We start from the raw sequence: 26,992 nt of genomic DNA, 5'->3' as shown, positions 1-26,992 counted from the left end.
GCAATAAATGAAACATACCTTTCATATTTTATGTCTTACAATCACCGCCTTGCTGTTAAGTGCCTGTAAATTTTCGCAATATTATAATTCAAATATGCCAACTGGAATTGATGGGAAATGGGTTGATGAGAATGGTATTATTTCTTCTTTCCACAATGGTGTTTTTGAAACGCGTGCAGCAGATACAGAAGAAAAACTATCAGAAGGGGCATATAATTATCTCAATGCCCAAAATATAGAAATTGAAATACGCTCTATTCTCCGTGGAACAATTTCTAGAGTCAATTGTACAATGTCATATGACGCCACACAACTTCTCTGCACCTCACATACAGGAGCACAGTTTTTCCTTAAGCGGAAATCTTAAACAAAGTACAAGGGAAATCTCTCTTAAGAACAGAGGGAGCACACACATTAAGCAGGAGGCGATCCGTTCTCCTCCTGATAGAAAATCCTCTCTAAAATACGCAAAGAGGCTGGTATAATCTTTACCCTGAGAATTTTCTAAACATTATGAAATGCGTAAAATAATCATTTTCTTCCACAAAATATCAGTAAAGCCACCTACAATAAAATTGTAACTTTGTATCCTGCAATCTATTTCAACCTAAAATAACATTTTATTTGATAAGGAAGCTTAATCTAAGCAGCGCCAATGCGCAAAAGATCATGAAAATGGACAATTCCTATCGGTTTTTTATCTTCAACCACGAAAAATGCACCAATCTGATGATCATTAATAAAAGCTGTTGCTGCACCAACAAGTGTATTTGGCTTTACAACTTTAGGAGCTTTGGTCATCACCTCGTCAACATTAAATTTTGATAAATTAAAATGAATGTTACGTGCAAGGTCGCCATCAGTTACAATTCCGATTAGTTCACCTTCTTGATTCACAACACCAACACAACCAAAATGTTTTTCCACCAAAACATTCATCGCTTCAGTCATAGATGTTCCCTGCATTACCAAAGGAATATTATCACCCTCATGCATAATATCACACACGTATTTAAGGCTTGCACCAAGAGAACCACCAGGATGATATATTTTGAAATCCGTTGCGGTAAAACCACGCATTTCTAAAAGAGAAACCGCTAATGCATCTCCCATTGCCAATTGCATAATTGTTGAAGTTGTAGGGGCTAAACCATGGGGGCAAGCCTCTTCTATCTTTGGTAATAATAGCACAATATCAGCTTGTCGTCCTAACACAGAGTGCTTACTTGATGTCATCGCAATAAGGGGAATACGAAAACGCGCCGCATAACTCATAATACCACTTAACTCTTGAGTTTCACCAGACCATGATAAAGCAAGAATAACATCATCAGATCCAATCATACCAAGATCACCATGATTGGCTTCTGCAGCGTGAACAAAAAAGGCAGGTGTTCCAGTTGAGGCTAAGGTTGCTGCAATTTTTGTCCCTATATGACCACTTTTTCCAAGACCAGTAATGACCACATGTCCACGAGCATTTCTAATAGTTTGAACAGCCGCTTCAAAAGAAGAAGAAAGACTTTCCAGAAGAGCTTTTTCAAGGGCTTCAAGCCCCTGCTTTTCACTGGCAAGTGTTTTAAGCGCTGATACAACAGCACCCTGCAAAGCCATATGAGGAGACGGTATTATCATAATCAAATTCGATCAATAAAATTAAGTGAGAGATCTATATTATTTTTCAACATTAATGGTTTCCAGTAAATTTTTCAATGAGGCAGAAACGTGGCTGTGCATATCAGCGCGTGCCAAAGAAAATGCAACGTTGGCTTCAATAAAACCAGCTTTAGAACCGCAATCAAAAGTGCGCCCTTTTACTTGCAAACCCCAAAAATCTTGCTCATTTGAAAGCCGTATCATAGCATCTGTTAATTGAATTTCATTTCCTGTTCCCCGTTCTTGAGTAGAAAGAATATTAAAAATTTCTGGCTGCAAAATATAACGTCCATTGATGTACAAATTTGATGGTGCCGTTCCTTGTACTGGTTTCTCTACCATTTTTGTGATTTCAAAACCATTTGCAATCTGTTTGCCTTTCCCAACAATACCATATTTATGTGTTTCTCTAGGATCGCATTCCTGAACTGCTATAATATTTCCCCCACCCACCTTTTCATAAAGGCTCATCATTTCAGAAAGACAGCCCTTTTTCGCCTGTATCAACATATCGGGTAATAATAAAGCAAAAGGTTCCCCTGCAACTAATTCACGCGCACACCAAAGAGCATGCCCTAATCCCAAAGGTTGCTGTTGCCGAGTGAAAGAAGTTGACCCTGGTAATGGCTGTAAACGGTATAAGTGTGCAAGATCTTCTTTCTTTCCACATTCAGCAAGTGTCGTGTATAATTCAACTTGCGCATCAAAATAATCCTCAATGACTGCTTTGTTACGTCCAGTCACAAAAATAAAATGCTCAATACCAGCTTCCCTCGCCTCATCCACAACATATTGAATAACAGGTTTATCAACAACTGTTAGCATTTCTTTAGGAATCGTTTTTGTCGCAGGAAGGAAACGCGTCCCAAGACCTGCTACTGGGAATACTGCTTTCCGGATTTTACGCACACTCACCCTCCTCAATGAATTCATATAACTTTTTTGTTTTATTTATCATATGTTTTTACGAAATGGTAAAAAAGATATCTTATTGTTTTGATTATCATTATAATGGATAATAAAAATGTAAAAAGAGTCTGAGAATTTATTGAAAGGATTAAAACGTATTATTTATTCAGTTTTTTCCTCTTCTTGATCATATTATCGATTAAACTAAATACAAAATAAAGTTATTGCACATCTAATGAATTGAATATTAATGGGGATTTCAAAATGCAAAAAACAGAATTGAAGACTCTCTTTTTAGAGAAGTCAATAACTTGGAGAACTCTTTTCACTGTCTCTGCCGTTATTTTTTCTGCTTTTTTTATGTTTTTTATATCCCTTTCATATGCTGATAGCGGATTTAAACACTGGATTAAAGAATTTAAAAAAATAGCTATTGCTCACAATATTACCCCCTCTACGTTTCATATGGCGTTTAAAGGTGTTAATTCCATTGATCCAGAAGTTCTAAAAAGCGCCGCATACCAACCGGAATTTGTTGCTCCTTCATGGAACTATTTCGATAATCGTGTCCATGATATTGCAATTGAGGAAGGACGGCGCCAAACTCAAAAATGGAACAAATGGCTTCTTCAAATTGAAAAACGTTTTGGTGTTGATCGCAATATTCTGCTTGCTATTTGGTCAATGGAAAGCAACTATGGGAAGGTTTTAGCCAATAAAAGTGTAATGCGTGATACCATTCGCTCTCTTGCAACTTTAGCCTATGCTGATAAAAAACGTGCAAAATATGCATATACACAGCTGATTGCTGCTATGAAAATTCTACAAAGTGGCGAAATTAAACGCTCTCAACTCACTGGATCTTGGGCCGGTGCATTGGGGCATACACAATTTATTCCAAGCAGTTATCTCGCCTATGCAGTTGATATGGACCAAGATGGACGGCGTGATATCTGGAACTCTGTTCCAGATGCTCTGGCTACTGCTGCTAACCTTCTCCACAAAAATGGCTGGCAACCTAATCTTATTTGGGGAGTAGAGGTAAAAGTGCCGCAGGGGAAAAACCTTCCTGAAGGCTGGTATTCCTTTGAACAATGGAAAAAATTAGGTGTAAAACACGCAAATGGGCACCCTCTTCCTACATCAGCTGAACAAGCAATATTAAAATATCCAGATGGAGCAAAAGGACCTATATTTTTAGTCACAAAAAATTTCTTTGTTCTGAAACATTATAATAATGCAGATCGTTATGCGTTTGCTGTTGGCCTTCTTGCTGATCGCATTGCTGGACATCCTGGATTGGTAAATGATTGGCAAAGACCTTTTCAACCTCTTACTTTCCAGGAATGTAAAGAACTACAATCTCGCTTAAGTGCACTGGGCTATTATAAAGGGAATGTTGATGGAAAAATCGGAACAGCTTCTCGCAAAGCAATTAAAGCTTTTCAACTGCGTCACGGTCTAAAAGCAAATGGATATCCATCATCTCAAGTGCTTTTTCTCCTTCGCAAACAATAAGGGAGACTAAATTTTTGTCTTCTTTTCGCCTGATATACTTGACATTATTGCTGTTTTCACTTTCTATTGTGGGGATCTTACAGCCATCCCCAAGTAAAGCAACGAACTTCTTCAAATGGTTGTCACAACAAAACAAACAGACACAGCAGCCACCGCAAATTATAGAACAAAAAATAGACAAGCCGCAAAAAAAGATCGTAACACAAAAAAACATACAAAAGCTGAAAAATGAGAATGCAAAGCGCATTCTTGTCATAGGGGATTTTGCAGCTTCTGCTGTTGCCGATGCACTTAAGAAGTCTTTTATAAATAATAGCGATATCGTTATCATGAACAACACAATACCAGCTTCCGGCTTAGTTCGAACGGATTATTATTCTTGGCAAGGCAATATTTCTAAACTCATTGATCAAAATAATCCCGATGTTATTATCATGATGATCGGTGCAAATGATAATCAACCCATCACAGACTCTCATAACATGATTAACACAGATCAGTCAGAATGGATGCGCATCTACAAACAAAGAATTATCGAAATTGCTGAAAGTCTTCATGCCTCTGGAAAACCATGGATATGGATAGGTCAACCTTCTTTTGAAAATGATCTTTTGACACAAAAAATAAAAAATTTTAATGCGCTCTATCAACAAGAAACAGAAACAGCAGGAGGGTATTTTCTCGATATCTGGAGCGGCTTTAGTGATGAGACAGGAAATTTTTCTTTTTCAGGCTATGATATTAATGGGAAAATAACCAAATTACGCACCAATAATGGCATGCATTTCACCCCTGAAGGAAAGAAAAAACTTGCCTCTTATTTAGAAAAGCCATTGAAAAATATTTTAAATTTTTATGCCTTTTCTCATGGAAATCCTTACTCAACCGATCAAGCTATTCAAAAACTTATACAAGAATCAGAGAATCAAGAGCGGAGTAAAATTATGCGTCAGCTTCCAATGAGCCTCGATGATATGGCACAACAAAACACTCACCTTTTAGGCAAAAGAAAGTCAAGTTTTATAAAAAAATCATGGTTTCCACCAAATGGGCATCAAAAAGATCGAGCTGATGATTTTTCTTTCCCATAATGTCTATTTAAAATACAAAATCTGTTTTCCTCTATAAACAAAAAGCGAATAAGATAAAAAACTCTGTTTACAGAGCTATAATGAAGAGGAAATTTACATAACTCGCAACTGCACCTTTCGAATAATATGAAAACGGCATGGTGTTAACCATACCGTTATATCTTATAGTCCACGTTTGTTAATCATTGCCTCTGGTAAAGGCATCCGTCCCCGAAAAGCTTTATAAAGCTCCTCTGGATCACGACTTCCTCCAGCGGAGTAAATACAACGCTTTAAAAGATCAGCGAGCTCTGAATTAAAAACATCTCCCGTTTCTTCAAAAGCCTGAAAAGCATCTGCATCAAGAACTTCCGACCACATATAAGAATAGTAACCAGATGCATAACCATCCCCTGCAAACACATGCATAAAATGTGGGGGACGATGACGCATAATAATTGTGTCAGGCATTTGCAGCTTTTCTAATTCTTGGCGTTCAAACACTGTTGGATCAGTGACTGTTTCGCCTTGATGAAAAGCCATATCCACTAAAGCTGATGAGATAAATTCAACGGCAGAAAATCCTGCATTAAATGTCTGTGCTACTAAAACTTTATCTATCAACTCTTGTGGCATAGGATGGCCTGTTTTTGTATGTATAGCATAAGATTTTAATATCTCTGGCACGGTTAACCAATGTTCGTAAAGTTGAGAAGGTAGCTCAACAAAATCACGTGCAACAGATGTTCCCGACACAGATGGCCATGTGACATCAGAAAGCAAACCATGCAATGCATGTCCAAATTCGTGGAAAAGCGTACGTGCATCATCAAGTGATAAAAGAGCAACTTCTCCTTTGGGCGGTTTAGCAAAATTACAAACATTGTAGATAATAGGCTTTTGTCCGCCATCCAATTTATGTTGTGATTGCAAACTACTCATCCACGCACCGGAGCGTTTTGAAGAACGCGCAAAATAATCACCAATAAAATGCCCAAGTAGACTTCCATCAGACTTTTTTACTTCCCACAAACGTGCATCAGGATGCCAAAGTGTAACAGCGTTTTTTTCTTCAAATGTAATGCCAAAGAGTTTTTCTGCTACCCTAAAAGCCGCTTTAATCATACGATCAAGCTGAAAATAATATTTAATCTCCGCGCTATCGAAAGAAAGTTTTTCAGTACGAAGTTTTTCAGCATAATAACGCCAATCCCAAGCAGCTAAAGATTCATTGCAGCCCTGATTGTTGGCAAAATTTTGTAAGTCAATTTGCTCAGTAGAAGCTTTCGCTCTTGCGCGCTCCCATACAGGCATAAGCAAATCCATAACGGAATCAACACTTTTAGCCATAGTATTATCGAGCTTCAAATCTGCGAAAGATTTATATCCCAATAATTTAGCCTGCTCATCTCGAAGCGCAACAATCTCTACAATAATTGTTTTATTATCATTCTTGTTATTATTTTCACCACGTTTAGCCCAAGCTTGGAATGCAACCTCACGCAAATCACGACGATCAGAGAATTTTAAAAAAGGTTCAACAATCGAACGTGCTAGTGTTAATGCATACGCTTCTTCATTGCCTCTTTCACACGCAATTTCCTTCATTGAAGCAATGAGATCTTGCGGTAAACCAGATAAGTCTGTTTGTTTTAAAAATAGAATCCATTCAGCTTCATCATTTAAGACATTTTGTCCAAAAGTAGCATTTAAAAAAGCAAGTCTTTCATTAATTTCCAAAAGCCGTTTCTTAGCTTTTTCATCGAGTTTTGCCCCATGACAAACAAACTTTTTCCACCATAATTCAAGAACACGTGTTGTTTCACTCTCAAATATGCCCAGCTGCGACTGTTTATAAAGCATATCTATTTTCGCAAATATCCGCGCATCCATCATCATTTTTGAAGAATAACGAGAAAGTTTTACAACGAACTCTTGCTCTAGCTGTTGAATTAATACATTCGTATGAGCACTGGTGCGTAAGAAAAATATTGAACAGACACGATCAAGCGCTTTGCCGCAAAGCTCAAAAGGCTGTAAAAAATTCTCAAGCGTTGGTGGTTCTTGCACCATCGCAATCGCCTCTAGTTCTTCTTCGGCTTCTTGAAGAGCCTGTTCAAAAGCGGGTTTAAAATCTTCATCACTTATAGAAGAAAAATCAGGAAGACATGAAAATCCCTTCCACTCCAGCACTGCTTCTTTTGCCATAATACTTTATGTCTCCATTATAAATTTAAACTGTAACAATTATCTTTACGACACAAATTGATAACATACTAAAACTATCTCGTGAGTTTCAAAACTACCTTTCAAAACGCTATTGAATAAAAAACCTGAAAATCGCAAAGTTCTTTCATTTTAAACCATATTATATTGAAGCAATAAAGATTATTCGCTCACACATCACAATAGAATTGCATATTAACAAAAACACTTGGAGAAAGGCATAATCTCCACTCTTTACAAAATATTGCTGTAGATTCTTTTGAAAATCACAAAACTGCATTAAAGAAATGATGGTAAAAATCAGAACTGATTTTTACATTTACGCTTTTATATTATCCTCAAATTAAGCTGTATTCTCGTTTTAGTGATTCAGAAACTTGTTTATAACTTATAATTCACCCTTGACTTTACTTCAAATATTAACAATTGGGAATATAGCTGGGGAGTTTTTTTTAAATCTTCCATAAACTTTTGTTTTTATCTCATCTATTATCTAGATTTATAACTCTCCAACTCTTCAGGAGGTACTTTATCATGACTGAAATCAAAACGGCCTTCGACTTCAAAAATTTTTCTCCTGAAGCTCTTGCTGAAAAGTTAAAGAACCAGCATTTTGCAGACTCTATTGATATCATAAATGACCTCGATAGCATGGAACGTGTAACTATTCTTAGTCTTCTGCCTCTTGATTATGTTATCGAACTTTTTGATAAACCAGAGCTTGAGCAACCTGCTGCCATCCTAGAACTTCTCCCTATAAATCGTGCTGTTGAAATTCTTGATGGCATGTCTGCCGATGCTGCTGCAGACGTCTTTCAAGAAATGGATAAAGAAACCCGCACACGACTTTATGCCTTGCTTAACCCCTTAACGCGCGCTGAACTTAAAAAACTCACCAGTTATCCTGACCATACAGCAGGGGCACTGATGACAACAGAATTTATAGCCGTTCCTTCAAACTGGACCATACAAAAAACTTTGGATCACATCCGTGAGGTCGAGCGAACACGTGAAACAGTTTATACCAGCTATGTAATTGACCCTAAAACAGGTACTCTTCTAAAAGCTGTTTCCCTGCGTAACCTTATTCTTGCCTCACCTGATGAACTAATTCTTAATGTCCCTACCCATGACTCGCCCATTACAATATCGCCCTTCACACATCATGAAGATATCGCACGCCTTTTCCAGCGCCATGATCTTCTCTCTGTGCCTGTAGTTGATGAAAGTAACCATGTCATTGGCATTGTAACCGTTGATGACGTGCTTGATACTATGGTCGATGAGATGAATGAAGATGCCTATAAATTTGGGGGTATGGAAGCGCTTAATAAGCCCTATATGCAAATTAAGTTTCCTGAAATGATGAAAAAACGTGGCGGATGGCTCGCTTTACTCTTTATCGGTGAAATGCTGACAGCAAGCGCTATGCAACATTTCGAAACAGAACTCGAAAAAGCGATTATTCTTACACTGTTCATACCTCTCATTATGAGCTCAGGAGGAAATTCCGGCTCACAAGCTACATCCCTTATTATCCGTGCATTGGCTTTACGTGAACTCACGTTGAAAGACTGGTGGAAAGTGATCATTCGTGAAATTCCAACAGGACTATCCCTTGGTCTCTTACTAGGAATTATTGGTGTTACGCGCATTGCTCTTTGGCAAAAACTGGGTATCTACGACTATGGACAACATTGGATTGCTATTTCGACAACAGTGGGTACAGCTTTAGTTGGAATCGTTACCTTTGGTTCTCTTTCTGGATCTATGTTGCCTTTTATTCTTAAAGGTTTAAAATTTGATCCAGCAAGTGCTTCTGCTCCTTTTGTGGCAACTTTAGTAGATGTCATGGGCATTATAATCTATTTTTCTGTAGCTTCCCTCATTTTGTCAGGAACTCTTCTTTAAACATGTAAAGTAAAAACTCTTACTTATGGAAAGATCTTGTCATGTAACCTAAGATTCTTTCCATAAGAGAATAAGCTTTATTATTTATTTTCTAGCGCACCGCTCCATAGATAATTTATTATTTTTTTTGAATAACAGCTCCGAATAACGTAAATTTACCTCATCATAAAGCTTCTCATATTAAATCGATTAAAGTCATCTTCTTGCCAGTCACAAACGAGATCGGTGTATGGCTAAAAACTATTCAAGAAAAAAATAAAATACTTCTTATATCTTCTTTCTCGTAGCAAAAACTGGCGCAATATTGACAGCTGAGAAAGAATGATAATGATAATGCTCAACAGTTTTATATTTTTTCACAAAGGCGTTAGTAGTATACTATTCGCGTATATTATATCATTTATGAGCCTATCATGGAATGGATGTAGTATACGTTAAGCAATCTCTCTTAAGTACATGAATATGCAACAACAAGTATATTCTGTTTAAAGTGTTCTGTTTGGCATGAAAAGCATGCTCCTATTAGAGAATACGATTAACAAAAGTGTGAGGGGCAAAGCACTATCTCCATGGTTTAAAAGATATTACTTTAGATGCCTTTGAAAGCATAAATTGGATTAACGGCAAAGATGGAAATTTTCTTTGGATGCCTTCATATTCTTTCTAAATAAGACTGTATTCCGGGTTCATAAATAAATCAAACAGATATAACTCTTGCCCCAATCTGGCATACAAAAGCTAGAACTTCTTATAAAATTCTTAATCATCTCAATATTTACCTCAAATACACGGTTGCATTAGATCTGGATTTTGATTGACAAGTTATAGAATAAGAAAAAGCTTTATTTAGAATAAGAATGTTGTACAGTTGTCAATAAATTGGCTATGGATTGAGAGATATTCCGGATTTTTATTAATCTCTTTGCAAAACAACAACAATAATATGGCTACCTTTATACTTACTTACTCTTACAAGAGCTCATATAAACTCCTTGTGTCATATTGATAGAAATCAAGTTGACGGTGATTTTTTGGATAATTCTTAGCTCGAGAATAGAACATACGCACTATAAAAATCCTTTTACGAAGCTCCAGCAATTGAAGCTTAATAGAGCCTTAAAGACTTGGATAAATAGTTTTGTCATAAAAATATTGCCTCCATCTTCCAAAACTATAAAAAAACATGTAAAAGGTTTTTTAATAGTCAGGCAAAGAATGTAAAGACTTTGCCTCAAATGAAATTTCATTAAACGAAAAGAAGAAAATTTATGCAATTGCGTAACATTGCCATCATTGCCCACGTTGACCATGGGAAAACAACGCTTGTAGACGGACTTCTCAAGCAATCAGGAAACTTCCGTGATAATCAGCGTACAAGCGAACGTATGATGGATTCAAACGATATTGAGAAAGAACGCGGAATTACAATCCTAGCGAAAGTGACATCTGTTGTTTGGAAAGATACTCGAATTAATATTGTTGATACACCTGGACACGCCGACTTTGGTGGAGAAGTTGAACGCATTCTAAATATGGTTGATGGAGCCATTGTACTTGTTGATGCTGCTGAAGGACCAATGCCACAAACAAAATTTGTTGTTGGCAAAGCATTGAAAGTAGGATTGCGCCCTATTGTTGCTATTAATAAAATTGACCGACCGGATGCACGCGTTGATGAAGTCATTAATGAGGTTTTTGACCTTTTCGCTGCTCTTGATGCAACCGATGAACAGCTTGATTTTCCTATTCTTTATGGATCTGGACGCGATGGATGGATGGCTGAAGCCCCTGAAGGACCAAAAGATCATGGATTAGGTCCTTTATTTGATCTTGTGACGCAGCATGTCCCTTCTCCTAGTGTAGCAGAAGGACCGTTTCGCATGATTGGAACTATTCTTGAAGCGGATCCGTTTTTGGGACGAATTATTACAGGGCGGATTCATTCTGGCTGTCTAAAACCCAATCAAAATGTCAAAGTTCTTGGACAAGATGGAAAACTTTTAGAAACTGGGCGTATTTCAAAAATTTTAGCGTTTCGTGGCTTAGAACGGCAACCTATTGAAGAAGGAAGTGCTGGTGATATTGTTGCGATTGCAGGTCTACAAAAAGGTACCGTAGCTGATACTTTCTGTGATCCTACTGTCAATGAACCCCTTACTGCCCAACCAATTGATCCTCCTACTGTTACTATGAGTTTTCTCGTCAACGATAGTCCCCTTGCTGGAACTGAAGGCGATAAAGTAACAAGCCGTGTCATTCGTGACCGATTGTTAAAAGAAGCAGAAGGCAATGTCGCTCTTAAAATTGAAGAATCAGCCGATAAAGATTCTTTCTACGTTTCAGGACGAGGAGAATTACAGCTTGCAGTTCTCATTGAAAATATGCGCCGTGAAGGATTTGAACTTAGTGTTTCACGCCCACGTGTTGTTATGCAAAAAGATGAAAATGGAATAACTCTTGAGCCAATCGAAGAAGTTGTTATCGATGTTGATGAAGAATATTCCGGTACTGTTGTACAAAAAATGTCTGAACGTAAAGGCGAAATGGTGGAATTACGTCCTTCTGGAGGTAATCGTGTCCGCCTTGTCTTTTATGCACCAACCCGAGGACTCATTGGTTATCAATCTGAACTTTTAACGGACACACGTGGTACAGCAATTATGAATCGCCTTTTCCATGCTTATGAACCTTATAAAGGAGACATTGCTGGTCGTGTTAATGGTGTTATGATTTCAAATGACAACGGTGAATCTGTCGCTTATGCTCTTTTTAATCTTGAAGATCGTGGTCCTATGATCATCGATGCGGGTGTGAAAGTCTATCAAGGTATGATTATTGGCATCCACTCACGAGATAATGACTTAGAAGTCAATGTCTTAAAAGGGAAAAAACTTACCAATATGCGCGCTTCTGGAAAAGATGAGGCCGTAAAGTTAACGCCTCCCATTAAAATGACATTAGAACGTGCCTTATCGTGGATACAAGATGATGAACTTGTGGAGGTAACCCCTAAAAATATTCGTCTCCGCAAACTCTATCTTGATCCTAATGAACGTAAACGTTTTGAAAAAACACGTGCATCAATTTCAAGTTAATTTCATAATCTCTTTGGTAAAATATTTAATTGTATTGAGCCTCACTATATTCCAGAAAGGATGTCTCTATGAATATTAAGGAAATACCCGTAGGCAAAAATCCACCAGAAGATATTAACGTTATTGTGGAAGTCTCCCTTGGTGGGCAACCAATAAAATATGAGATGGATAAAAAGTCTGGTGCATTATTTGTTGACCGTTTTCTTCATACATCAATGGTTTATCCTGGAAATTACGGTTTTGTCCCTCATACGCTTTCAGATGATGGTGATCCTATTGATGTCCTTATCTGTAATACCCGTCCACTTATGCCTGGTTGTGTTATCAATGTTCGCCCCATCGGAGCTCTAATGATGGAAGATGATGGTGGTAAAGATGAAAAAATTATTGCCATTCCCACTACAAAATTAACAAAACGCTATATCAATATTCATGACTATACAGATCTACCCGAGATTACACTCAAACAAATTGAACATTTCTTCAAGCATTACAAAGATCTGGAACCTGGAAAATGGGCTAAAATTGAAGGATGGCGTGATAAAAACTTTGCGCATGAATTAATTAAGCAAGCTGTTGAGCGCAATAAAAAAATATAACGATTTTAATAAAATAAAGCCTATTTAAAAATAGGCTTTATTCTTTATTTTTTCTACGAGATGCAATCTCTAAAGGATTGCCATATCTGCTTTAGCTCTTCTAAATGTGTTGAAAAGTAAAGTTGTTTGTAGCGAGATATTGCACCGTTTTTTAGAGAAATAGAAGAAGATGGTATTCTCCATTGCTTGGCAAGAAATTTAATGAGAGCTTTATTCGCTTTTCCATCTTCAGGAACAGCACGAAGGCGTATAACCAGATATTGTTTCTCACCATCCCTACATTCAATCCCTATTATTTTGTCAACAGACGATTTTGGAATGAGATATACAAACAAAATCAAGTTATTTTTATCAACTTGATAAAACATGTATTCGCCTCAAGTAATATTTCTATACATACATGTTTGCGTAAACGCGCCACATAAAAGTACGAATAAAATATATAATAATGAACACTACAATAGGTGAAATATCAATCGTTCCCAAATTTGGTAAAATTTTCCGGATACGGCTTAGAACGGGATTTGTAAGACGATCTAGAAAGCTTCCTATCAAAACAACAAAGCGATTGCGTGAATTTATGATATTAAAGACATAAAGCCAAGAAAAAATGACACTAGCGATTAAAATATCAATATAAATCTCAAAAATCAAATCAATCGTTCGAAGCAATGCATAAATCATGCGTCATCCCTTTCAATCAAGGAAACAGAAGAGCGTATAGAAAACCTTCATTAAAGCAGGTCTGTGTATCAAAAAATGGTTTTATATTTCAATACTCTTTTTTCTTGAATAAAAACCAGATATCTAAATTCTTCATCTCTCTATTTAATGACGATGCAGTTAGAAAACAAATATCAAAATTAAAAATAGAACATACAATAGAAGAAACGGCAAAAAATCTGAATATCCCTTATAGGATTAATCTTAAATCTCATCGTCTTAATTATTAATATATAAAAAACAAACAAACTAAAAACGGCCTTTTAAAGGCCGCTTTTAGTTTTAAAATTATTTCTGCAAAGCAGTCAAACGATTAAGAGCACTGCTAAAACCATCTAGCTGAACAAATAAATCATTCAAAGCTGGTTCACCTGCAGCAGCAATTGTCATCGCCAACTTTAACTGTTTTCCAGAACGTAAAGCTGCTACGTGATTTTTGTCAAAAACGACAGGAACCACACAACCTGCTGGTACACAAGTCCGGATACCGGTTTCGATAACAGCTTTTCCCTCATCAACTTGTAAACGAACAGGCTTAGAAACCAAAATGCCAAAAGGAACTGTTAAATTACCAGATACAACACCCTCAGCATCGAGAGTAAGGCCCATAGCCACAACAACACGCCCCTGCTCATTCACTTCTTGACGGTGCATAAAACAAATTCTTTTCCCTTCTTGTATACCACAGTTAATAGTCCACAAACCGTAGGTTTCAGTCAAAGAAGAAGCTCCATTTGGCAATGTCGCTGCCGCATCTTTTGATGCAGGAGGTTTTGAACTTGTTGCAAATGCAACAGATGAAATACTCAAGAGAGTAAAAACTATAAGTAAATTAAATAACTTTTTCATTTTATATTCCTGTTCTTTACATAAAAGAGAAACATGTTTATTATTTATTATAATATAAAGCATCTTAATAAAAAAAGCTTTCTCGTAATCATATAGCTTTTATAATGGTCTAAGGCTACCTCGAAATTCGCTGACAACTTTCGTATAAACGTGCTTTTTAAAAGAAACAGCAATCAACGGAAGGGTTTCTAGATCAATCCATTTCCATTGATCGAATTCCGCTTTATTGCCATCTGGTGGCGGATTAATCGCAATTTCAGAAAGCTTTCCTGTAAACTGGAAAGCAAACCATTTTTGTATTTGCCCACGATATTTATTTGTTAATGTGCACCCAATAAGTTCTTGTGGAAAATCATAATGGAACCAATTTTGTGCTTCTTTAATCAACTTCACAGATCGAATACCCGTTTCTTCATAAAGTTCACGATATGCTGCATCTAATGGTTTTTCATCTTCATCAATCCCTCCTTGAGGAAGCTGCCAACGATGAGATATTTCAATATCTGCATGAATGGGCATCATTAAACGACGCCCAACCCACACTTTACCGTCATGATTAAAGATAACAATCCCAACACATTTGCGATATGGAAGAACCTTCAAATTAATACCTGCATCCATTTAATATTCCTCAAAATCGCAAGCTATAGATATCAATTCTCACTTTAACACATCCTTATTGGGATCTGGCGGAAATGCTGCATTTGCCATTTCACCTCGTAACAATTTATAAGCCTCATTCAACTGGATATCATCTTTAGGGTCTTTGGGAACAAAAGCAGCTGAACCAGATCCTTTATTACTCTCTCGTTTTCCTTTGATATGTCCTTTTAATGCAGACTCACCAACTTTTACATCATAACCCTTATATTTTTCAGGGAGTGGTTGCTCTACAATAATATCAGGCGTGATCCCTGTTCCTTGAATAGAAGTGCCAGATGGCGTGTAATAAAGTGCTGTTGTTAAGCGTAAAGCCCCATTTTCACCCAAAGGAATAATTGTTTGAACAGATCCTTTACCAAAAGACTGCGTCCCTAAAATTGTTGCACGACGATGATCTTGTAATGCACCCGCAACAATTTCAGAAGCACTTGCCGAACCACCATTAATAAGGACAATGAGCGGTTTTCCATTGATGACATCACCTGGCTTCGCATCAAATCTTGTCACATCACTCTTTTTGCGCCCACGAGTCGACACAATTTCACCTTTATTGAGAAAAGCACTCGAAACATTAACAGCTTGATCTAAAAGCCCACCCGGATTAAGCCGCAAATCAAGGACGTAACCTTTTAGCTTATCTTCAGGAATTTTAGATTGGATATCTTTAATTGCCGCCAGAAGATTATTCAATGTCTGCTCAGAAAACTGGATAACTCTTAAATATCCAATATCACCCTCAACCCGATATTTCACCGCTTTTACTTTGATAATATCACGAATAATCTTCACTTCAAATGGCTTATCAACGCCAGAACGAATAATTGTTAAGGTAATTGGCGTTCCAGGAGCACCTCGCATCTTATTAACAGCTTCATTCAATGTTTGACCATTCGTTTGTACATCATCAATTTTTGAAATAAGGTCTCCTGCTAGAATACCTGCTTTTGAAGCGGGAGTATCATCCATTGGTGAAACAACTTTAATTAAGTTTTTTTCCATAGTGACCTCAATACCAAGACCTCCGAACTCTCCTTTCGTAGAATCCCGCATATCCTTGGCTTCTTCAGCATTCAAATAAGATGAATGAGGGTCCAGTGATGTGAGCATGCCATTGATAGCATTTTCAATAAGCTTTTTATCATCTGGAACTGTAACGTATTGCATACGCACACGCTCAAAAACATCGCCAAATATAGCTAGCTTTTTATATGCATTATCTTCATTATTCGCAGCAACAGACTGCACCATAATCATTGAACAGGCGCCGAGCAATACCCCAGCGACCAAAAGAATAACTTTACGAATCATTTTGGCTCCTTCTTATTTTTTCAGTCTGCCACCAAGGAGTTGGATTTACAGGTTTTCCCTGCTTTCTAAACTCAATGTAAAGCATTGGAGAAGTTTTTCCTATATCCAATGCAACACTGTTTGAAATAAATTGCATCTCCATTATACCCAGAGGCTCACCTGAAAGAACAAATTGCCCCTGTTTTACATTAATTCTCGACATTCCAGTAAGAATGATATGATAACCATTTCCAACATTGAGAATGATTAACTGTCCATAAGAACGAAATGGCCCTGCAAAAGCAACAAAAGCATCCACAGGTGATATAACAACAGCTCCTGCCTCTGTTTCTATCGTTTCACCAAAGCGCGTAATCTGCGAACTTTTGTTAGAGTGATGTATTCTTTTTCCTGAAACAGGAAAAAGTAAAGAACCTTTTCGGCTTTCAAAATTGGACTGTTCTAACAATTGCAAACTTTTCCGTACCTGTACTGATGCATCAGAGTTAAGTTTTGACTGACGATCGAGCTCTAAAATCAATTCTTCCAAAGACTGCGCTTTTTTAGCAAGAGCAATATTTTTTTGTTGCTGTTCTGTAAGTTCTTTTTCTGATTTTTTTTGTAGTTTGTTTTTTTGGTCTAATAAAAGCTCTAGACGTTTTCGCTGCTCTGCTTGATTTTGCAGTTTTGTCTTTAATGCCTTATATTCCGTAGTAATGGAATTACTCAAATTGGTCAACTCCTTGAGTTTTTCTGTTAAATCTCGTGTTTTCTCCTGCATCTGAGGAATAACAGTACCTAATAAAACAGAACTACGTATAGAAGCCAACGCGTCCTCTGGCTGTATCATAAGAGCAGGAGGCGGATTCAATCCCATACGCTCCAAAATTGCAAGAACTTCCGCAAATTCAGCACGACGATTTTTTAAACTTTGATAGACTTGTACCCGCTTTTCTATCATTTTTTTAAGCTTTTCTTCCCTTTTAGCAATATCATCTGCTACTATACGTTCTTCTTTAGCCGCTTTTATGAGTGCATCACTCAAAACACGTTGATCTTTTTTTAAATGCTCAACTTGATGCATAAGAAAAGCAACACGCTCACGCGAAAGTGAAATATTTTGGCGAATTTCTCCCAATTCTTTATGTACTTCCGTACTCCTCATTGTATCTTCCGCACGCGATACAGAAAAGCAAAAAAACATACTCAAGAGCAGAATGACAAATATGACGCACTCCTCATATAAATATAGCATCTTTCTATGAAGAAGCTTTTTCATTTGCAAAAACCATGACACCTCATCGTATACATTAGAGATGCTTTAAATGGTGTCAGCTAAAACAATATTAATAAACATATAAATAAGTGCTAAAAATTGCACAAAAATATTAAAAACGATGATACGGATGATTATTTTCAATTGTTACAGCGCGGTAAAGTTGTTCTGTAAGAAGAATACGTGCAATTTGATGTGGCCACGTCATCAAACCAAAAGATAAAAGAAAATCAGCACGCTTCTTTATTTGTTCATTATGCCCATCAGGTCCTCCCAAAGCAATGACGACATCTCGAATGCCCTCATCACGATAACACCTCAATTTTTCAGAAAAAGAAATTGACGAAATCGATTCTCCACGCTCATCTAACACAATTAATCGACATTTTTCAGGTAAAAATGCAATAAGTTTTCTCCCCTCTTCCTCCATACGTTGACAAACTGTGTGAGCACGACTTTCTGGTATCTCTTGTAACTTTTTTAAATGAAAGCCTACATCTCCAGAAATTTTAGAAAAACGATCCAAATAATGCTGAACTAATTTTTGCTCCGCCCCACTTTTCATACGACCAACCGCAAAAATAGAAATTTGCATTTTAATGATCTCCGAAGAGAAGCAAAGCCGTATCGTTTAAATCCGGTGTCATCCATATTTTTTCTAAATTATAAAAAAGACGAGTTTCTGGACGAAAAAGATGAGTGATAATATCACCTGTATCAATCAATACCCAGTCACCTCCAGCAAGCCCTTCTACACGCGCAAGCCCCTGCCCACTATCTTTCCAAGTATGTAATAAATGATCAGCAACAGACGATACATGACGCTGCGAATTTGCTGAAGCTATGACCATATAATCAGCCAAAGATGACTTCCCTCGAATATCAATAGCAACAATATCTTCTGCTTTTGTATCTTCTAAACTCTTGAGAATAACTTCAAGACTCTCACTAACAGAAAAAACTTTTTTTTCTTTTGAAGGCATAATATCGTAAGAGTGTTTGTGTGCAACGTTTTTCAGATCAATATCCTTTCTTATCGTTGTGGAATCTAAAAAAGAGACTTCTCTAAAGAGAAGCAGAATCTTATGAAATGTTCAAGAAAAATCATTCTTCTTCAAACGAAGGTTTGTTGAAGATTGAAAAGATAAAGGTCCATGCAAATAAGTCCAAACTGGTGGCTTGATAAAAGGTAATCGCTTACTTTCTCTCTCATCCAAACGAAAACGGCGATAAATATGTGCCATAGGAGAAGAAAGTGCTGACCGATTGCCTAAAGGACGATCAATAATCGCAATAGGAAGCATAGAGACGATATCATGCCATCGATACCATTGATGTATCGTCGCAAAACTATCTGCCCCCATAATCCATACAAAATTTACGCCACTGTAATGGGTAAGAATATGAAAAATCGTATCTACTGATACTTTGCTCCCTATAGCCTGTTCAAAACCTGTTAAGCGAATTTTTGGATGGTCAATAAGTTTAAAACTTAATTGCATTCTCTCCTCTAAAGAGGGCAACTGTGTACAATCCTTTAAAGGATTTCCTGGAGTGATCATCCACCATAACTGATCAAGATGCAAACGCCGAATGGCAATTTTTGCAACAAGAAGATGCCCCGCATGCGGTGGATTAAAGGAACCACCAAAAAGACCCACAACATTAGATCTTTCAACATGTGGCATACAATTTTTCCATGGAAAAAATGGTGTTCTCAAGCTCTAACCTGACCATTTCCTTTAACGTGATATTGAAATGATGTTAGCTGTCCAACACCTATGGGACCACGTGCATGCATTTTTCCTGTTGCGATACCAATTTCCATTCCAAAACCAAATTCACCTCCATCAGCAAATTGTGTAGATGCATTGTGTAATAAAATAGCTGAATCTAAATGATTAAAAAAATTCTTCACCACTTCCAAATCCTCAGCAATAATCGATTCCGTATGTCCTGATGAATAACGCTTGATATGAGAAATGGCTCCCTCAACACCCTCAACCGTTTTAACAGAAAGAATAGCATCAAGATATTCATGCGACCAATCTTCTTCAGAAGCTAATTTGACATCTGGCATAAGAAAAACAATATCTTCTGTGGCACGAATTTCACACCCCTTTTCCTGTAAAGCAGTTAAAACAGGAAGAAATTTTTTTAATGCTTGGCCGTCAATGAGAACTGTCTCAACAGCACCGCATATCCCTGTCCGCCGCAGCTTTGCATTTAAAACAATATTGCGTGCCATATCTAAATCTGCCGATTTATCAATATAAATATGACAAAGTCCCTCCAAATGAGCAAAAATTGGAACACGTGCATCAGACTGAACGCGGGCAACAAGGCTCTTTCCACCACGTGGTACGATCACATCAATCGCTCCATCCAATCCTTTGAGCATTTCCCCAACGGCAGCACGATCTGTCGTTCCAACCATTTGGATAGCATCTTTGGGTAAACCAGAGCGCTCTAAACCTTGTACCAAAGCTAAATGAAGAGCATGAGAAGAATGAAAGCTATCCGAACCACCGCGCAAAATCGCAGCATTACCTGCTTTTAAGCACAAAGAACTCGCATCAACTGTAACATTGGGACGACTTTCATAAATAATGCCAATCACACCAAGAGGTGTTCGTACACGACTTATATGAAGCCCATTTGGACGCGTCCATTCATCCATCACTTGTCCAACAGGATCAGATAAACGAGCAACTTGGCGAACACTGTCTATCATTGCACGTAAACGCAAATCATCTAATTTTAGCCGATCAATCATTGCAGCTTTCAAATTATTCTGAGCAGCATTCTCTAAATCTTGACAATTCGCCCGTAAAATTTCATCTGACTGAGCCTCTAGACTTAAAGCGATCATTTCTAATGCATTGTTCTTTTGCTCAGAAGAAGCAACAGCTAACGCTGCAGCGGCATAGCGTGCTTTTTGTCCCATATCTTTCATTTGTTCTTCTAAAGTCATCGTAACATCCACTCTGCCAAAACAATAAAAACAAAAGTAACTTTTTTAAACAGTATTGGTCAAGCAACGTACAATCATATCATTACGATGCACCATAGCAGAGCGCGCCTCATACCCAAGAATAGCTTCGATTTCTTCACTTTTATGTCCTATAATGCGTACAGCCTCATCTTTGTCATAGCTTACAAGTCCACGCGCAATCTCAACTCCATCTGTACCAACAATTGCAACCGTATCCCCACGCTGGAAATTTCCCTCAACGCCAATAACCCCTGCAGCTAATAATGATTTTCCTGATTCAAGAGCCCTAATGGCTCCTTGATCAATCGTCAAAACACCAGATGGATCTAAATGACCAGAAATCCATGTTTTCCAAGCATTGACAGATTTCTTACTTGCCGCAAAAAAACTCTTGCGTTCACCTTTGTCAATTGCAGCAAGAGGATTCATACGCTTGCCTGAGGTGATAATCATCGCCGTTCCAGCAGCATTAGCTATTTTTCCGGCTTCAAGCTTAGTCTTCATTCCTCCCCGTGAAAACTCTGAAGCAGCAACATCTGCCATTTTTTCGATATCATGCGTAATGGATGCAACAAAAGGTATAAATTCAGCCGTAGGATCACTATGGGGAGACTTTGTATAAAGACCATCAATATCGGATAAAAGTATTAAAAGATCTGCCCTCACCATTGTTGCCACACGTGCAGCTAAACGATCATTATCACCATAACGAATTTCAGTTGTTGCAACAGTATCATTCTCATTAATAACAGGCACAGCTCCCAAATATAAAAGCGTCTCAATCGTTGCACGTGCATTGAGATAACGCCTTCGCTCCTCCGTATCAAATAAAGTGAGCAAAATTTGGCCTGTTTTGAGCCCATGTTGAGCAAGCGCATCACCATAGGTTTTTGCTAACTCAATTTGCCCCAAAGCAGCACATGCCTGGCTTTCTTCCAATTTCAAAGCCCCCTTAGGAAGCTGTAGCAATGTCCTTCCTAAAGCAATAGCACCTGAAGACACCAATAATATCTCTACGCCTCCTTTGTGTAATTCAACAACATCATTGATCAAGCTTTTAAGCCATTCAACCCGTAAACCTGCCTGAGGATCAACCAAAAGGGCAGATCCAATCTTGACCACAATACGTTTATAGTGTGTAAGTTTTTGCGATCCAACAGCCATCTCAATCAACCTTGCTATCCCCACTGATCTCCTCTTTGCGTGACATTTCAATAATATGTGCACCAGCACGCAGCACATTTTCTAAACCTTCGCGGCTAACCGCAGAAAACATCATAACTGGTTGATCCGCTGCTCTTTGCAAAGCTTCCCGTTTAGCTTCACGCTCTTCAATTGTCAGAGTATCTATCTGGCTTAAAGCAACAATTTCAGTTTTATCACTTAGATTATTTCCATATGCCTCAAGTTCATGACGCACAATTTGATATGCTTTTGCTACATCTTCTTCTTGAGAAGAAATTAGATGAAGCAGTACGCGACAACGTTCCACATGTCCTAAAAAACGATCTCCAATTCCCACACCTTCATGCGCTCCTTCAATTAATCCTGGAATATCAGCCAAAACAAATTCACGACCATCAATACGTACAACACCAAGATGAGGATGTAGAGTGGTAAAAGGATAATCTGCAACTTTTGGTTTTGCAGCCGTTACAGAAGCTAAAAAAGTTGATTTTCCAGCATTTGGTAAACCAACAAGCCCCGCATCAGCAATTAACTTCAAACGAAGCCATATTGCACGCTCTTCTCCAGCCAAACCTGGATTTGCACGACGCGGTGCCCGATTTGTCGATGTTGTAAAGTGAAGATTGCCAAAACCGCCATTCCCTCCTTTTGCAAGGCGATAGCGCTGTCCCACTTCCGTTAAATCACATATTAACGTTGTATTATCTTCTTCAAAAATTTGCGTCCCAACCGGAACTTTAAGGATGACATCATTACCCTTTTCACCCGTCATATTACGCCCCTTGCCATGCCCCCCTGTTTTTGCTTTAAAATGCTGTTGGTAGCGATAATCAATCAGCGTGTTAAGCCCATCAACAACAAGAGCCCAAACATCACCACCCCGTCCTCCATTCCCCCCATCAGGTCCCCCAAATTCTATGAATTTTTCACGACGAAATGATACTGCTCCAGAACCTCCATTACCAGAACGAATATAAACTTTAGCTTGATCAAGAAATTTCATTGGAAACACTCACTGAGGAATCAATCTCTTTACCTCTATAGGCAATACATTAGTTTTACCAGTTTTTCATCATTGATAACAGAAAAACTGTCACTATCGCCGATAACTCTTTGAGAAAAAAATCATCACATCTAAATAGGTTAAGTAAAGTTAAGTCTTCTTAAAAGAAGGCGCTATTCTTGTATTTTTGTTTTTCCCTTAAATTCAAGTGCTAGAAGATAAAGCTCTACTGATTCTGATCGGCTTGCGGGTGGTTTAACATGATAGACTTTTTTAAAATGCTGTTTTAGTATCGTAAGAAGAGTGTTTTCTGCTCCTCCTTGAAAAGCCTTTGCTAAAAAATGTCCCCCAGGCTTAAGAACCGAAAGAGCAAAATCAGCCGCAACTTCACATAAATAAATCGTTCTTAAATGATCCGTCTGACGATGACCTGTTGTTGGCGCTGCCATATCAGAAAGAACCACATCCGGTTTTGTCCCTAAAGTTTCAATTAATTTCTGCGGTGCATCTGTATGCAAAAAATCCATTTCCAACATGGCAACTCTAGGTAATGGATCAACATGTAAATAATCAATACCAACAACGCTAGGATCCTCATCACTTGACCCTACTATACGCTCAGCCACCTGACACCAGCCCCCAGGTGCTGCTCCTAGATCAATAACCTTTTGACCTTTTTTCAAAAACCTATAGCGCTCATTAATTTCAATGAGTTTATAAGCCGCACGTGAACGATAACCATCTACTTTTGATTGATGGACATAAGGATCATTCAGATGCCTCTCTAACCATCGTCGTGATGAAGCTTTAATGGTTCCTGCTTTCTTTTTTACGCGCTGATATAATTCATGTGACCCTGAACCTCCATAGCCACCTCTCGGTGTTTTTGTTGTTTTTTTCATCGTTATTCATTGTCTCCATATTTAATTCTCTAACGCTTGAAATCTCTGCTCTTTCTACGACGACACCACACCCCATCGCGTAACATTAGCTCTATCAAAATTCCTTCCCTTAATCCACGATCAGCAACTCTTAAACGCTGACTTGGCCAAACTTCCCGAATAACATCTAAAATTGCACAACCAGCTAAAACTAAATCTGCTCTCTCGCGCCCAATAAAAGGACTTATGACACGTTTTTCTATATCCCATGATAATAGACGTTGTGTCATAAGTGTAATGTCTGCATCCTTCATCCAAATGCCATCCACTTTTTTCCTATCATAACGCTCTAAATTAAGATACATTCCTGCTAAAGTCGTAACTGTACCAGAGGTTCCCAAAAGATGAAACTTCGAACCTTGTGCTAACTCTCCTAATTTATGACGATCTGAAAAATTATTTAATAACCCTCGCACATAGCTTTTCATTTTTTCAAAATCGTCTAAGCTAATATCATTCCCTCCAAAACGTTCAGCAAGCGTAACAACACCAACAGGAAGAGAAGTCCAAGCGATAATTTGTCTAGCTAAACGAAAAGAACGCTTTTGAGAAACATCAAGTAGCACAATTTCTGATGACCCTCCTCCAATATCAAAAAGCACAATTGCGTCAGTATTTGGTTCAACAAGTGTACTACACCCTGTAACAGCAAAACGCGCCTCTGTTCGCCGATCAACAATTTCCAATTCAAGTCCTGTCTCCTCCAAAACACGCTGAATAAAATGTCTACCATTTTCTGCAGAACGACAAGCTTCCGTTGCAATCAAGCGATAACGCTTAATATGCCTTTGTTTTAGCTTTAAATGACAAATCTTTAATGCCTCAATCGCACGATCCATAGCTTGTGTATTAAGAAAACCGTTATTTATTAAACCTTCTCCCAATCGTACAATACGAGAAAAAGCATCAACAACACGAAAATATCCAGGTTTACTGGGAGATGCGATAAGAAGACGACAATTATTTGTTCCGAGATCAAGTGCCGCATAAAGAGGTGGAGATTTTACTGGATGGAACCGTCGAAGAAAAGGTGCTTTGAGTTTTTTTGTTTTTTGAGCACCTATCATTATCTGATTATGAAACTCAAAAGCTGCCTCAGATTGAACAAAAACCTGTTTCTGTTCATAATGTTTTTTTCTCTGTTGTCTCTTTATATCAACAAGGACAGAGTATGCCTCTGTTCGTGACAATGCAGAAAGATTATTTGTATTACTACTGCACTGATCATACAACTGATCTGCTTTGGTATCGTATATTTCTCCTCGCTTTAACTCTTTTGAACCATAATTTAACGGGGTCATGTCCCTTATCCCTTGAGCGTTCCCCCAATAAATAAACGCGAAAACTCTTCTGCTCATTCCTAAATAAAGCAATAATGCAGCATCAAATGATATATACAAGAAATCATTCTTTCTTTTTCTATCATTAAAATTTTCTACACTAACATCATTCAGATTTTTGTATAATCTTTCGGTTGTTTCCGTGAAATCATGCATCTCTTTATGAACTTAAAACTATAAATTAATCGTTTACGTTCACATCAATTTTTATAAATTATGCTCTTTTCTTGATACCATTTACACGGAGCACACATCTATTGTAACAAACCTACACTATCATACTATTTGCTGACTTTTAAGGTTACAACAACCTATACATTAGTACGGTTTATAAGAAAAAAAATTTTTCGTTATCCACACACAAACCACGTTTGTTATATGCAATGAAATGGCTTTGATTATGCTGGAATAAAAGTTCCGTAGTACTACAAAATGCAATTACAATAGCTGTTATTTCGTGAATACCAATAAAAACTATCGTTCAAAAAAACTCTAGAATTATAAAATTTATCTGAAAAATATTAATGCTTAATCAGACCGCATTAAAAATCCATTTGAAGCTTAAAAAAAGAATTTAGTCTACTCATTATTGTAAGGAAGAAATCGAGTATTTCTAATCTTTTTTACTTTTAATAACTAACGAAATCACTCTTTAAGCATTATAGGAAACACTAACTTGATTTTCTATTACATATAAAGAACTTACTGTGACTTTATATTCATAAAACTCTCACTCTTTCCAATAAATCACCTCGATATCATATTATATAAAACTTCTTACTTATCTGACCTTATAATTTACACTCAAAAATATAATACAACAATTTATGGAAAAATGACTCTTGTTAAAAATACTCGATGGATTCTAAGGACGGAAAGAATTAAGTGCCGCATTTAACCCTTTAAATGGTACAGTAAAAGAAAATACCTTACCTTCTTTAGTTTTATAGGAAATACGTACCTTATTGTTCTGCTCTATTTGTTTAGTCAAAACCGGCCCTACAGGTGATTGTGCCAAACAAACCGTTTCATTACATTGCGTATAATTAATAAGAACAGGTTTTTTAACATCTTTTACAAACATTTGAATCGGAACATTTATATCAGAATTTGGCAATGTTCGAAAAAGCATCACTGCTTGACCACTTGTCGTAGAAACAAGAGACCAACTAAAAATGGTATTTCCTTCTTGATCATGAACCGTCTGTGTCACATTACATATACCTTGCTTATGTTTAAGCTTTTGTTTTTCGTCACAAATCAAAGTCCAATCATAAAATTGCATAATAATTCGACGTGTTTCGCCAGGTTCTCCCTTAGGTATCGATAAGTGCGGTGGATGCACTGTATAAATATTATTATTCTCGTTGGCAAAGCTTTCGCTCTTGCCTATTAAGGCAAGAGCAAACAGCAGAACCTTTACTAACATACTTCTCGTTTTTACAATAACAGCCATTTTTTCTATTATCATCTCAACCTCAGAGTAATTCCAGCGCCTATTCCCCAATGACCTCCAGCACTTGTCACAGATACATTCGAGCGAATATTTCCATCTTCAGATGTATAACCAGCACCAAGAGCAAGTGCAGATTGACTGCGCCATAAACCACTCCCAAATGAAACACTTAAAGATCCTGGTATATCATAGTAACGTAAGTTGGACACCGCTAGACCAATAGCAGCAGCTTGTCTTGCTTCTTTCCGAACATCCTGAATAGCATAATTCAACGTCTCAAATTTCAT

Annotated in this window: 25 protein-coding genes; 6 read left to right on the top strand and 19 right to left on the bottom strand. The window is 37.5% G+C overall.

Going from position 1 to position 26,992, the window contains the following annotated elements; genetic code table 11:
• The first annotated feature begins 7 nt into the window (after window positions 1-7).
• The gene (locus tag ACFILL_RS04790; protein WP_375631095.1) at window positions 8-367 is read left to right on the top strand and encodes a hypothetical protein; all 360 of its coding nucleotides are present in this window, start codon (window positions 8-10) and stop codon (window positions 365-367) included.
• 275 nt (window positions 368-642) lie between these two features.
• Here the strand turns inward: ACFILL_RS04790 and ACFILL_RS04785 are convergent, their stop codons facing one another.
• Together ACFILL_RS04785 and ACFILL_RS04780 are read right to left on the bottom strand one after the other, a co-directional pair.
• Window positions 643-1,635: an SIS domain-containing protein gene (locus ACFILL_RS04785; protein ID WP_273790622.1), complete on the bottom strand. Its 993-nt coding sequence runs from the start codon at window positions 1,633-1,635 to the stop codon at window positions 643-645.
• A gap of 39 nt (window positions 1,636-1,674) precedes the next feature.
• Complete coding sequence (locus ACFILL_RS04780; RefSeq protein WP_375631096.1) at window positions 1,675-2,565, bottom strand: UTP--glucose-1-phosphate uridylyltransferase; 891 nt, start codon at window positions 2,563-2,565, stop codon at window positions 1,675-1,677.
• A gap of 264 nt (window positions 2,566-2,829) precedes the next feature.
• Here ACFILL_RS04780 and ACFILL_RS04775 point away from each other — a divergent pair, with 264 nt between their 5' ends.
• Both ACFILL_RS04775 and ACFILL_RS04770 read left to right on the top strand, forming a co-directional pair.
• Window positions 2,830-4,083: a lytic murein transglycosylase gene (locus tag ACFILL_RS04775; protein ID WP_375643380.1), complete on the top strand. Its 1,254-nt coding sequence runs from the start codon at window positions 2,830-2,832 to the stop codon at window positions 4,081-4,083.
• A gap of 14 nt (window positions 4,084-4,097) precedes the next feature.
• On the top strand, window positions 4,098-5,174 hold the full coding sequence (locus ACFILL_RS04770) for an SGNH family hydrolase (protein WP_375643378.1): 1,077 nt from the start codon (window positions 4,098-4,100) through the stop codon (window positions 5,172-5,174).
• 162 nt (window positions 5,175-5,336) lie between these two features.
• Here the strand turns inward: ACFILL_RS04770 and ACFILL_RS04765 are convergent, their stop codons facing one another.
• Window positions 5,337-7,361 carry a M3 family metallopeptidase gene (locus ACFILL_RS04765; protein ID WP_375643377.1) on the bottom strand — a complete coding sequence of 675 codons (2,025 nt, stop codon included), beginning with the start codon at window positions 7,359-7,361 and terminating at the stop codon, window positions 5,337-5,339.
• 552 nt (window positions 7,362-7,913) lie between these two features.
• Here ACFILL_RS04765 and mgtE point away from each other — a divergent pair.
• The 3 genes from mgtE (at window position 7,914) to ppa (ending at window position 12,984) form a co-directional block, all read left to right on the top strand.
• Window positions 7,914-9,290, top strand: a complete 1,377-nt coding sequence (gene mgtE / locus ACFILL_RS04760; RefSeq protein ID WP_273790627.1) for a magnesium transporter — start codon at window positions 7,914-7,916, stop codon at window positions 9,288-9,290.
• 1,268 nt (window positions 9,291-10,558) lie between these two features.
• On the top strand, window positions 10,559-12,385 hold the full coding sequence (typA, locus tag ACFILL_RS04755; RefSeq protein ID WP_273790628.1) for a translational GTPase TypA: 1,827 nt from the start codon (window positions 10,559-10,561) through the stop codon (window positions 12,383-12,385).
• Between the two features lie 68 nt (window positions 12,386-12,453).
• Window positions 12,454-12,984 carry an inorganic diphosphatase gene (gene ppa / locus ACFILL_RS04750; RefSeq protein WP_273790629.1) on the top strand — a complete coding sequence of 177 codons (531 nt, stop codon included), beginning with the start codon at window positions 12,454-12,456 and terminating at the stop codon, window positions 12,982-12,984.
• Between the two features lie 53 nt (window positions 12,985-13,037).
• On the opposite strand, the gene ACFILL_RS04745 is transcribed toward ppa, so the two are convergent.
• The 16 genes from ACFILL_RS04745 to ACFILL_RS04670 all read right to left on the bottom strand — a co-directional run.
• Complete coding sequence (locus ACFILL_RS04745; protein ID WP_273790630.1) at window positions 13,038-13,352, bottom strand: DUF167 domain-containing protein; 315 nt, start codon at window positions 13,350-13,352, stop codon at window positions 13,038-13,040.
• 22 nt (window positions 13,353-13,374) lie between these two features.
• Window positions 13,375-13,668, bottom strand: a complete 294-nt coding sequence (locus ACFILL_RS04740; RefSeq protein ID WP_273790631.1) for a YggT family protein — start codon at window positions 13,666-13,668, stop codon at window positions 13,375-13,377.
• Between the two features lie 327 nt (window positions 13,669-13,995).
• On the bottom strand, window positions 13,996-14,556 hold the full coding sequence (locus ACFILL_RS04735; RefSeq protein ID WP_273790632.1) for an invasion associated locus B family protein: 561 nt from the start codon (window positions 14,554-14,556) through the stop codon (window positions 13,996-13,998).
• Between the two features lie 99 nt (window positions 14,557-14,655).
• Window positions 14,656-15,177, bottom strand: a complete 522-nt coding sequence (locus tag ACFILL_RS04730) for an RNA pyrophosphohydrolase (protein ID WP_273790633.1) — start codon at window positions 15,175-15,177, stop codon at window positions 14,656-14,658.
• A gap of 39 nt (window positions 15,178-15,216) precedes the next feature.
• Entirely contained in the window at window positions 15,217-16,527 is a 1,311-nt protein-coding gene (locus tag ACFILL_RS04725) for a S41 family peptidase (protein ID WP_375643375.1), read from the bottom strand.
• Entirely contained in the window at window positions 16,517-17,761 is a 1,245-nt protein-coding gene (locus ACFILL_RS04720; RefSeq protein ID WP_273790650.1) for a murein hydrolase activator EnvC, read from the bottom strand. Before ACFILL_RS04720 ends, ACFILL_RS04725 begins: the two co-directional genes overlap by 11 nt.
• A gap of 133 nt (window positions 17,762-17,894) precedes the next feature.
• Window positions 17,895-18,377, bottom strand: a complete 483-nt coding sequence (rlmH, locus tag ACFILL_RS04715; protein ID WP_375643373.1) for a 23S rRNA (pseudouridine(1915)-N(3))-methyltransferase RlmH — start codon at window positions 18,375-18,377, stop codon at window positions 17,895-17,897.
• A 1-nt stretch (window position 18,378) separates the two neighbouring features.
• Window positions 18,379-18,765: a ribosome silencing factor gene (gene rsfS, locus ACFILL_RS04710; protein WP_375643372.1), complete on the bottom strand. Its 387-nt coding sequence runs from the start codon at window positions 18,763-18,765 to the stop codon at window positions 18,379-18,381.
• A 111-nt stretch (window positions 18,766-18,876) separates the two neighbouring features.
• Window positions 18,877-19,470 carry a nicotinate-nucleotide adenylyltransferase gene (locus ACFILL_RS04705; RefSeq protein ID WP_273790637.1) on the bottom strand — a complete coding sequence of 198 codons (594 nt, stop codon included), beginning with the start codon at window positions 19,468-19,470 and terminating at the stop codon, window positions 18,877-18,879.
• Window positions 19,471-19,499: 29 nt separating this feature from the next.
• Window positions 19,500-20,756: a glutamate-5-semialdehyde dehydrogenase gene (locus tag ACFILL_RS04700; RefSeq protein ID WP_375631101.1), complete on the bottom strand. Its 1,257-nt coding sequence runs from the start codon at window positions 20,754-20,756 to the stop codon at window positions 19,500-19,502.
• A 45-nt stretch (window positions 20,757-20,801) separates the two neighbouring features.
• Window positions 20,802-21,941: a glutamate 5-kinase gene (proB, locus tag ACFILL_RS04695; RefSeq protein ID WP_375631102.1), complete on the bottom strand. Its 1,140-nt coding sequence runs from the start codon at window positions 21,939-21,941 to the stop codon at window positions 20,802-20,804.
• A 1-nt stretch (window position 21,942) separates the two neighbouring features.
• A complete protein-coding gene (gene obgE, locus ACFILL_RS04690; RefSeq protein WP_273790640.1) occupies window positions 21,943-22,968 on the bottom strand; it encodes a GTPase ObgE in 1,026 nt (341 codons plus the stop codon).
• Between the two features lie 173 nt (window positions 22,969-23,141).
• Window positions 23,142-23,870, bottom strand: a complete 729-nt coding sequence (locus ACFILL_RS04685) for an RlmE family RNA methyltransferase (RefSeq protein WP_273790641.1) — start codon at window positions 23,868-23,870, stop codon at window positions 23,142-23,144.
• A 29-nt stretch (window positions 23,871-23,899) separates the two neighbouring features.
• Window positions 23,900-25,210: a Ppx/GppA phosphatase family protein gene (locus ACFILL_RS04680; RefSeq protein WP_375643371.1), complete on the bottom strand. Its 1,311-nt coding sequence runs from the start codon at window positions 25,208-25,210 to the stop codon at window positions 23,900-23,902.
• A gap of 904 nt (window positions 25,211-26,114) precedes the next feature.
• Window positions 26,115-26,720, bottom strand: coding sequence for an invasion associated locus B family protein (locus ACFILL_RS04675; protein WP_273790643.1), 606 nt, complete (start codon window positions 26,718-26,720; stop codon window positions 26,115-26,117).
• A partial coding sequence (locus ACFILL_RS04670) for a YadA-like family protein (protein WP_375631103.1) occupies window positions 26,717-26,992 on the bottom strand: 276 nt, incomplete at its 5' end. The genes ACFILL_RS04675 and ACFILL_RS04670, both read right to left, overlap by 4 nt.

Origin of the sequence: Bartonella sp. AP20NXHL, from assembly GCF_042196165.1 — a bacterium.
Taxonomy (GTDB): domain Bacteria; phylum Pseudomonadota; class Alphaproteobacteria; order Rhizobiales; family Rhizobiaceae; genus Bartonella.
This window is presented reverse-complemented; position numbering and strand designations above follow the sequence as displayed.

Coding starts and splice junctions, on each gene's coding strand:
- ACFILL_RS04735 (WP_273790632.1), bottom strand. CDS start 14,556: ATGAAAAAGTTATTTAATTTACTTATAGTTTTTACTCTCTTGAGTATT.
- ACFILL_RS04685 (WP_273790641.1), bottom strand. CDS start 23,870: ATGAAAAAAACAACAAAAACACCGAGAGGTGGCTATGGAGGTTCAGGG.
- ACFILL_RS04785 (WP_273790622.1), bottom strand. CDS start 1,635: ATGATAATACCGTCTCCTCATATGGCTTTGCAGGGTGCTGTTGTATCA.
- ACFILL_RS04730 (WP_273790633.1), bottom strand. CDS start 15,177: ATGGATGCAGGTATTAATTTGAAGGTTCTTCCATATCGCAAATGTGTT.
- ACFILL_RS04745 (WP_273790630.1), bottom strand. CDS start 13,352: ATGTTTTATCAAGTTGATAAAAATAACTTGATTTTGTTTGTATATCTC.
- ACFILL_RS04740 (WP_273790631.1), bottom strand. CDS start 13,668: ATGATTTATGCATTGCTTCGAACGATTGATTTGATTTTTGAGATTTAT.
- ACFILL_RS04725 (WP_375643375.1), bottom strand. CDS start 16,527: ATGATTCGTAAAGTTATTCTTTTGGTCGCTGGGGTATTGCTCGGCGCC.
- proB (WP_375631102.1), bottom strand. CDS start 21,941: ATGGCTGTTGGATCGCAAAAACTTACACACTATAAACGTATTGTGGTC.
- ACFILL_RS04700 (WP_375631101.1), bottom strand. CDS start 20,756: ATGACTTTAGAAGAACAAATGAAAGATATGGGACAAAAAGCACGCTAT.
- ACFILL_RS04720 (WP_273790650.1), bottom strand. CDS start 17,761: ATGCTATATTTATATGAGGAGTGCGTCATATTTGTCATTCTGCTCTTG.
- ACFILL_RS04680 (WP_375643371.1), bottom strand. CDS start 25,210: ATGACCCCGTTAAATTATGGTTCAAAAGAGTTAAAGCGAGGAGAAATA.
- ACFILL_RS04675 (WP_273790643.1), bottom strand. CDS start 26,720: ATGATAATAGAAAAAATGGCTGTTATTGTAAAAACGAGAAGTATGTTA.
- rlmH (WP_375643373.1), bottom strand. CDS start 18,377: ATGCAAATTTCTATTTTTGCGGTTGGTCGTATGAAAAGTGGGGCGGAG.
- ACFILL_RS04775 (WP_375643380.1), top strand. CDS start 2,830: ATGCAAAAAACAGAATTGAAGACTCTCTTTTTAGAGAAGTCAATAACT.
- obgE (WP_273790640.1), bottom strand. CDS start 22,968: ATGAAATTTCTTGATCAAGCTAAAGTTTATATTCGTTCTGGTAATGGA.
- typA (WP_273790628.1), top strand. CDS start 10,559: ATGCAATTGCGTAACATTGCCATCATTGCCCACGTTGACCATGGGAAA.
- mgtE (WP_273790627.1), top strand. CDS start 7,914: ATGACTGAAATCAAAACGGCCTTCGACTTCAAAAATTTTTCTCCTGAA.
- ACFILL_RS04705 (WP_273790637.1), bottom strand. CDS start 19,470: ATGCCACATGTTGAAAGATCTAATGTTGTGGGTCTTTTTGGTGGTTCC.
- rsfS (WP_375643372.1), bottom strand. CDS start 18,765: ATGCCTTCAAAAGAAAAAAAAGTTTTTTCTGTTAGTGAGAGTCTTGAA.
- ACFILL_RS04790 (WP_375631095.1), top strand. CDS start 8: ATGAAACATACCTTTCATATTTTATGTCTTACAATCACCGCCTTGCTG.
- ppa (WP_273790629.1), top strand. CDS start 12,454: ATGAATATTAAGGAAATACCCGTAGGCAAAAATCCACCAGAAGATATT.
- ACFILL_RS04765 (WP_375643377.1), bottom strand. CDS start 7,361: ATGGCAAAAGAAGCAGTGCTGGAGTGGAAGGGATTTTCATGTCTTCCT.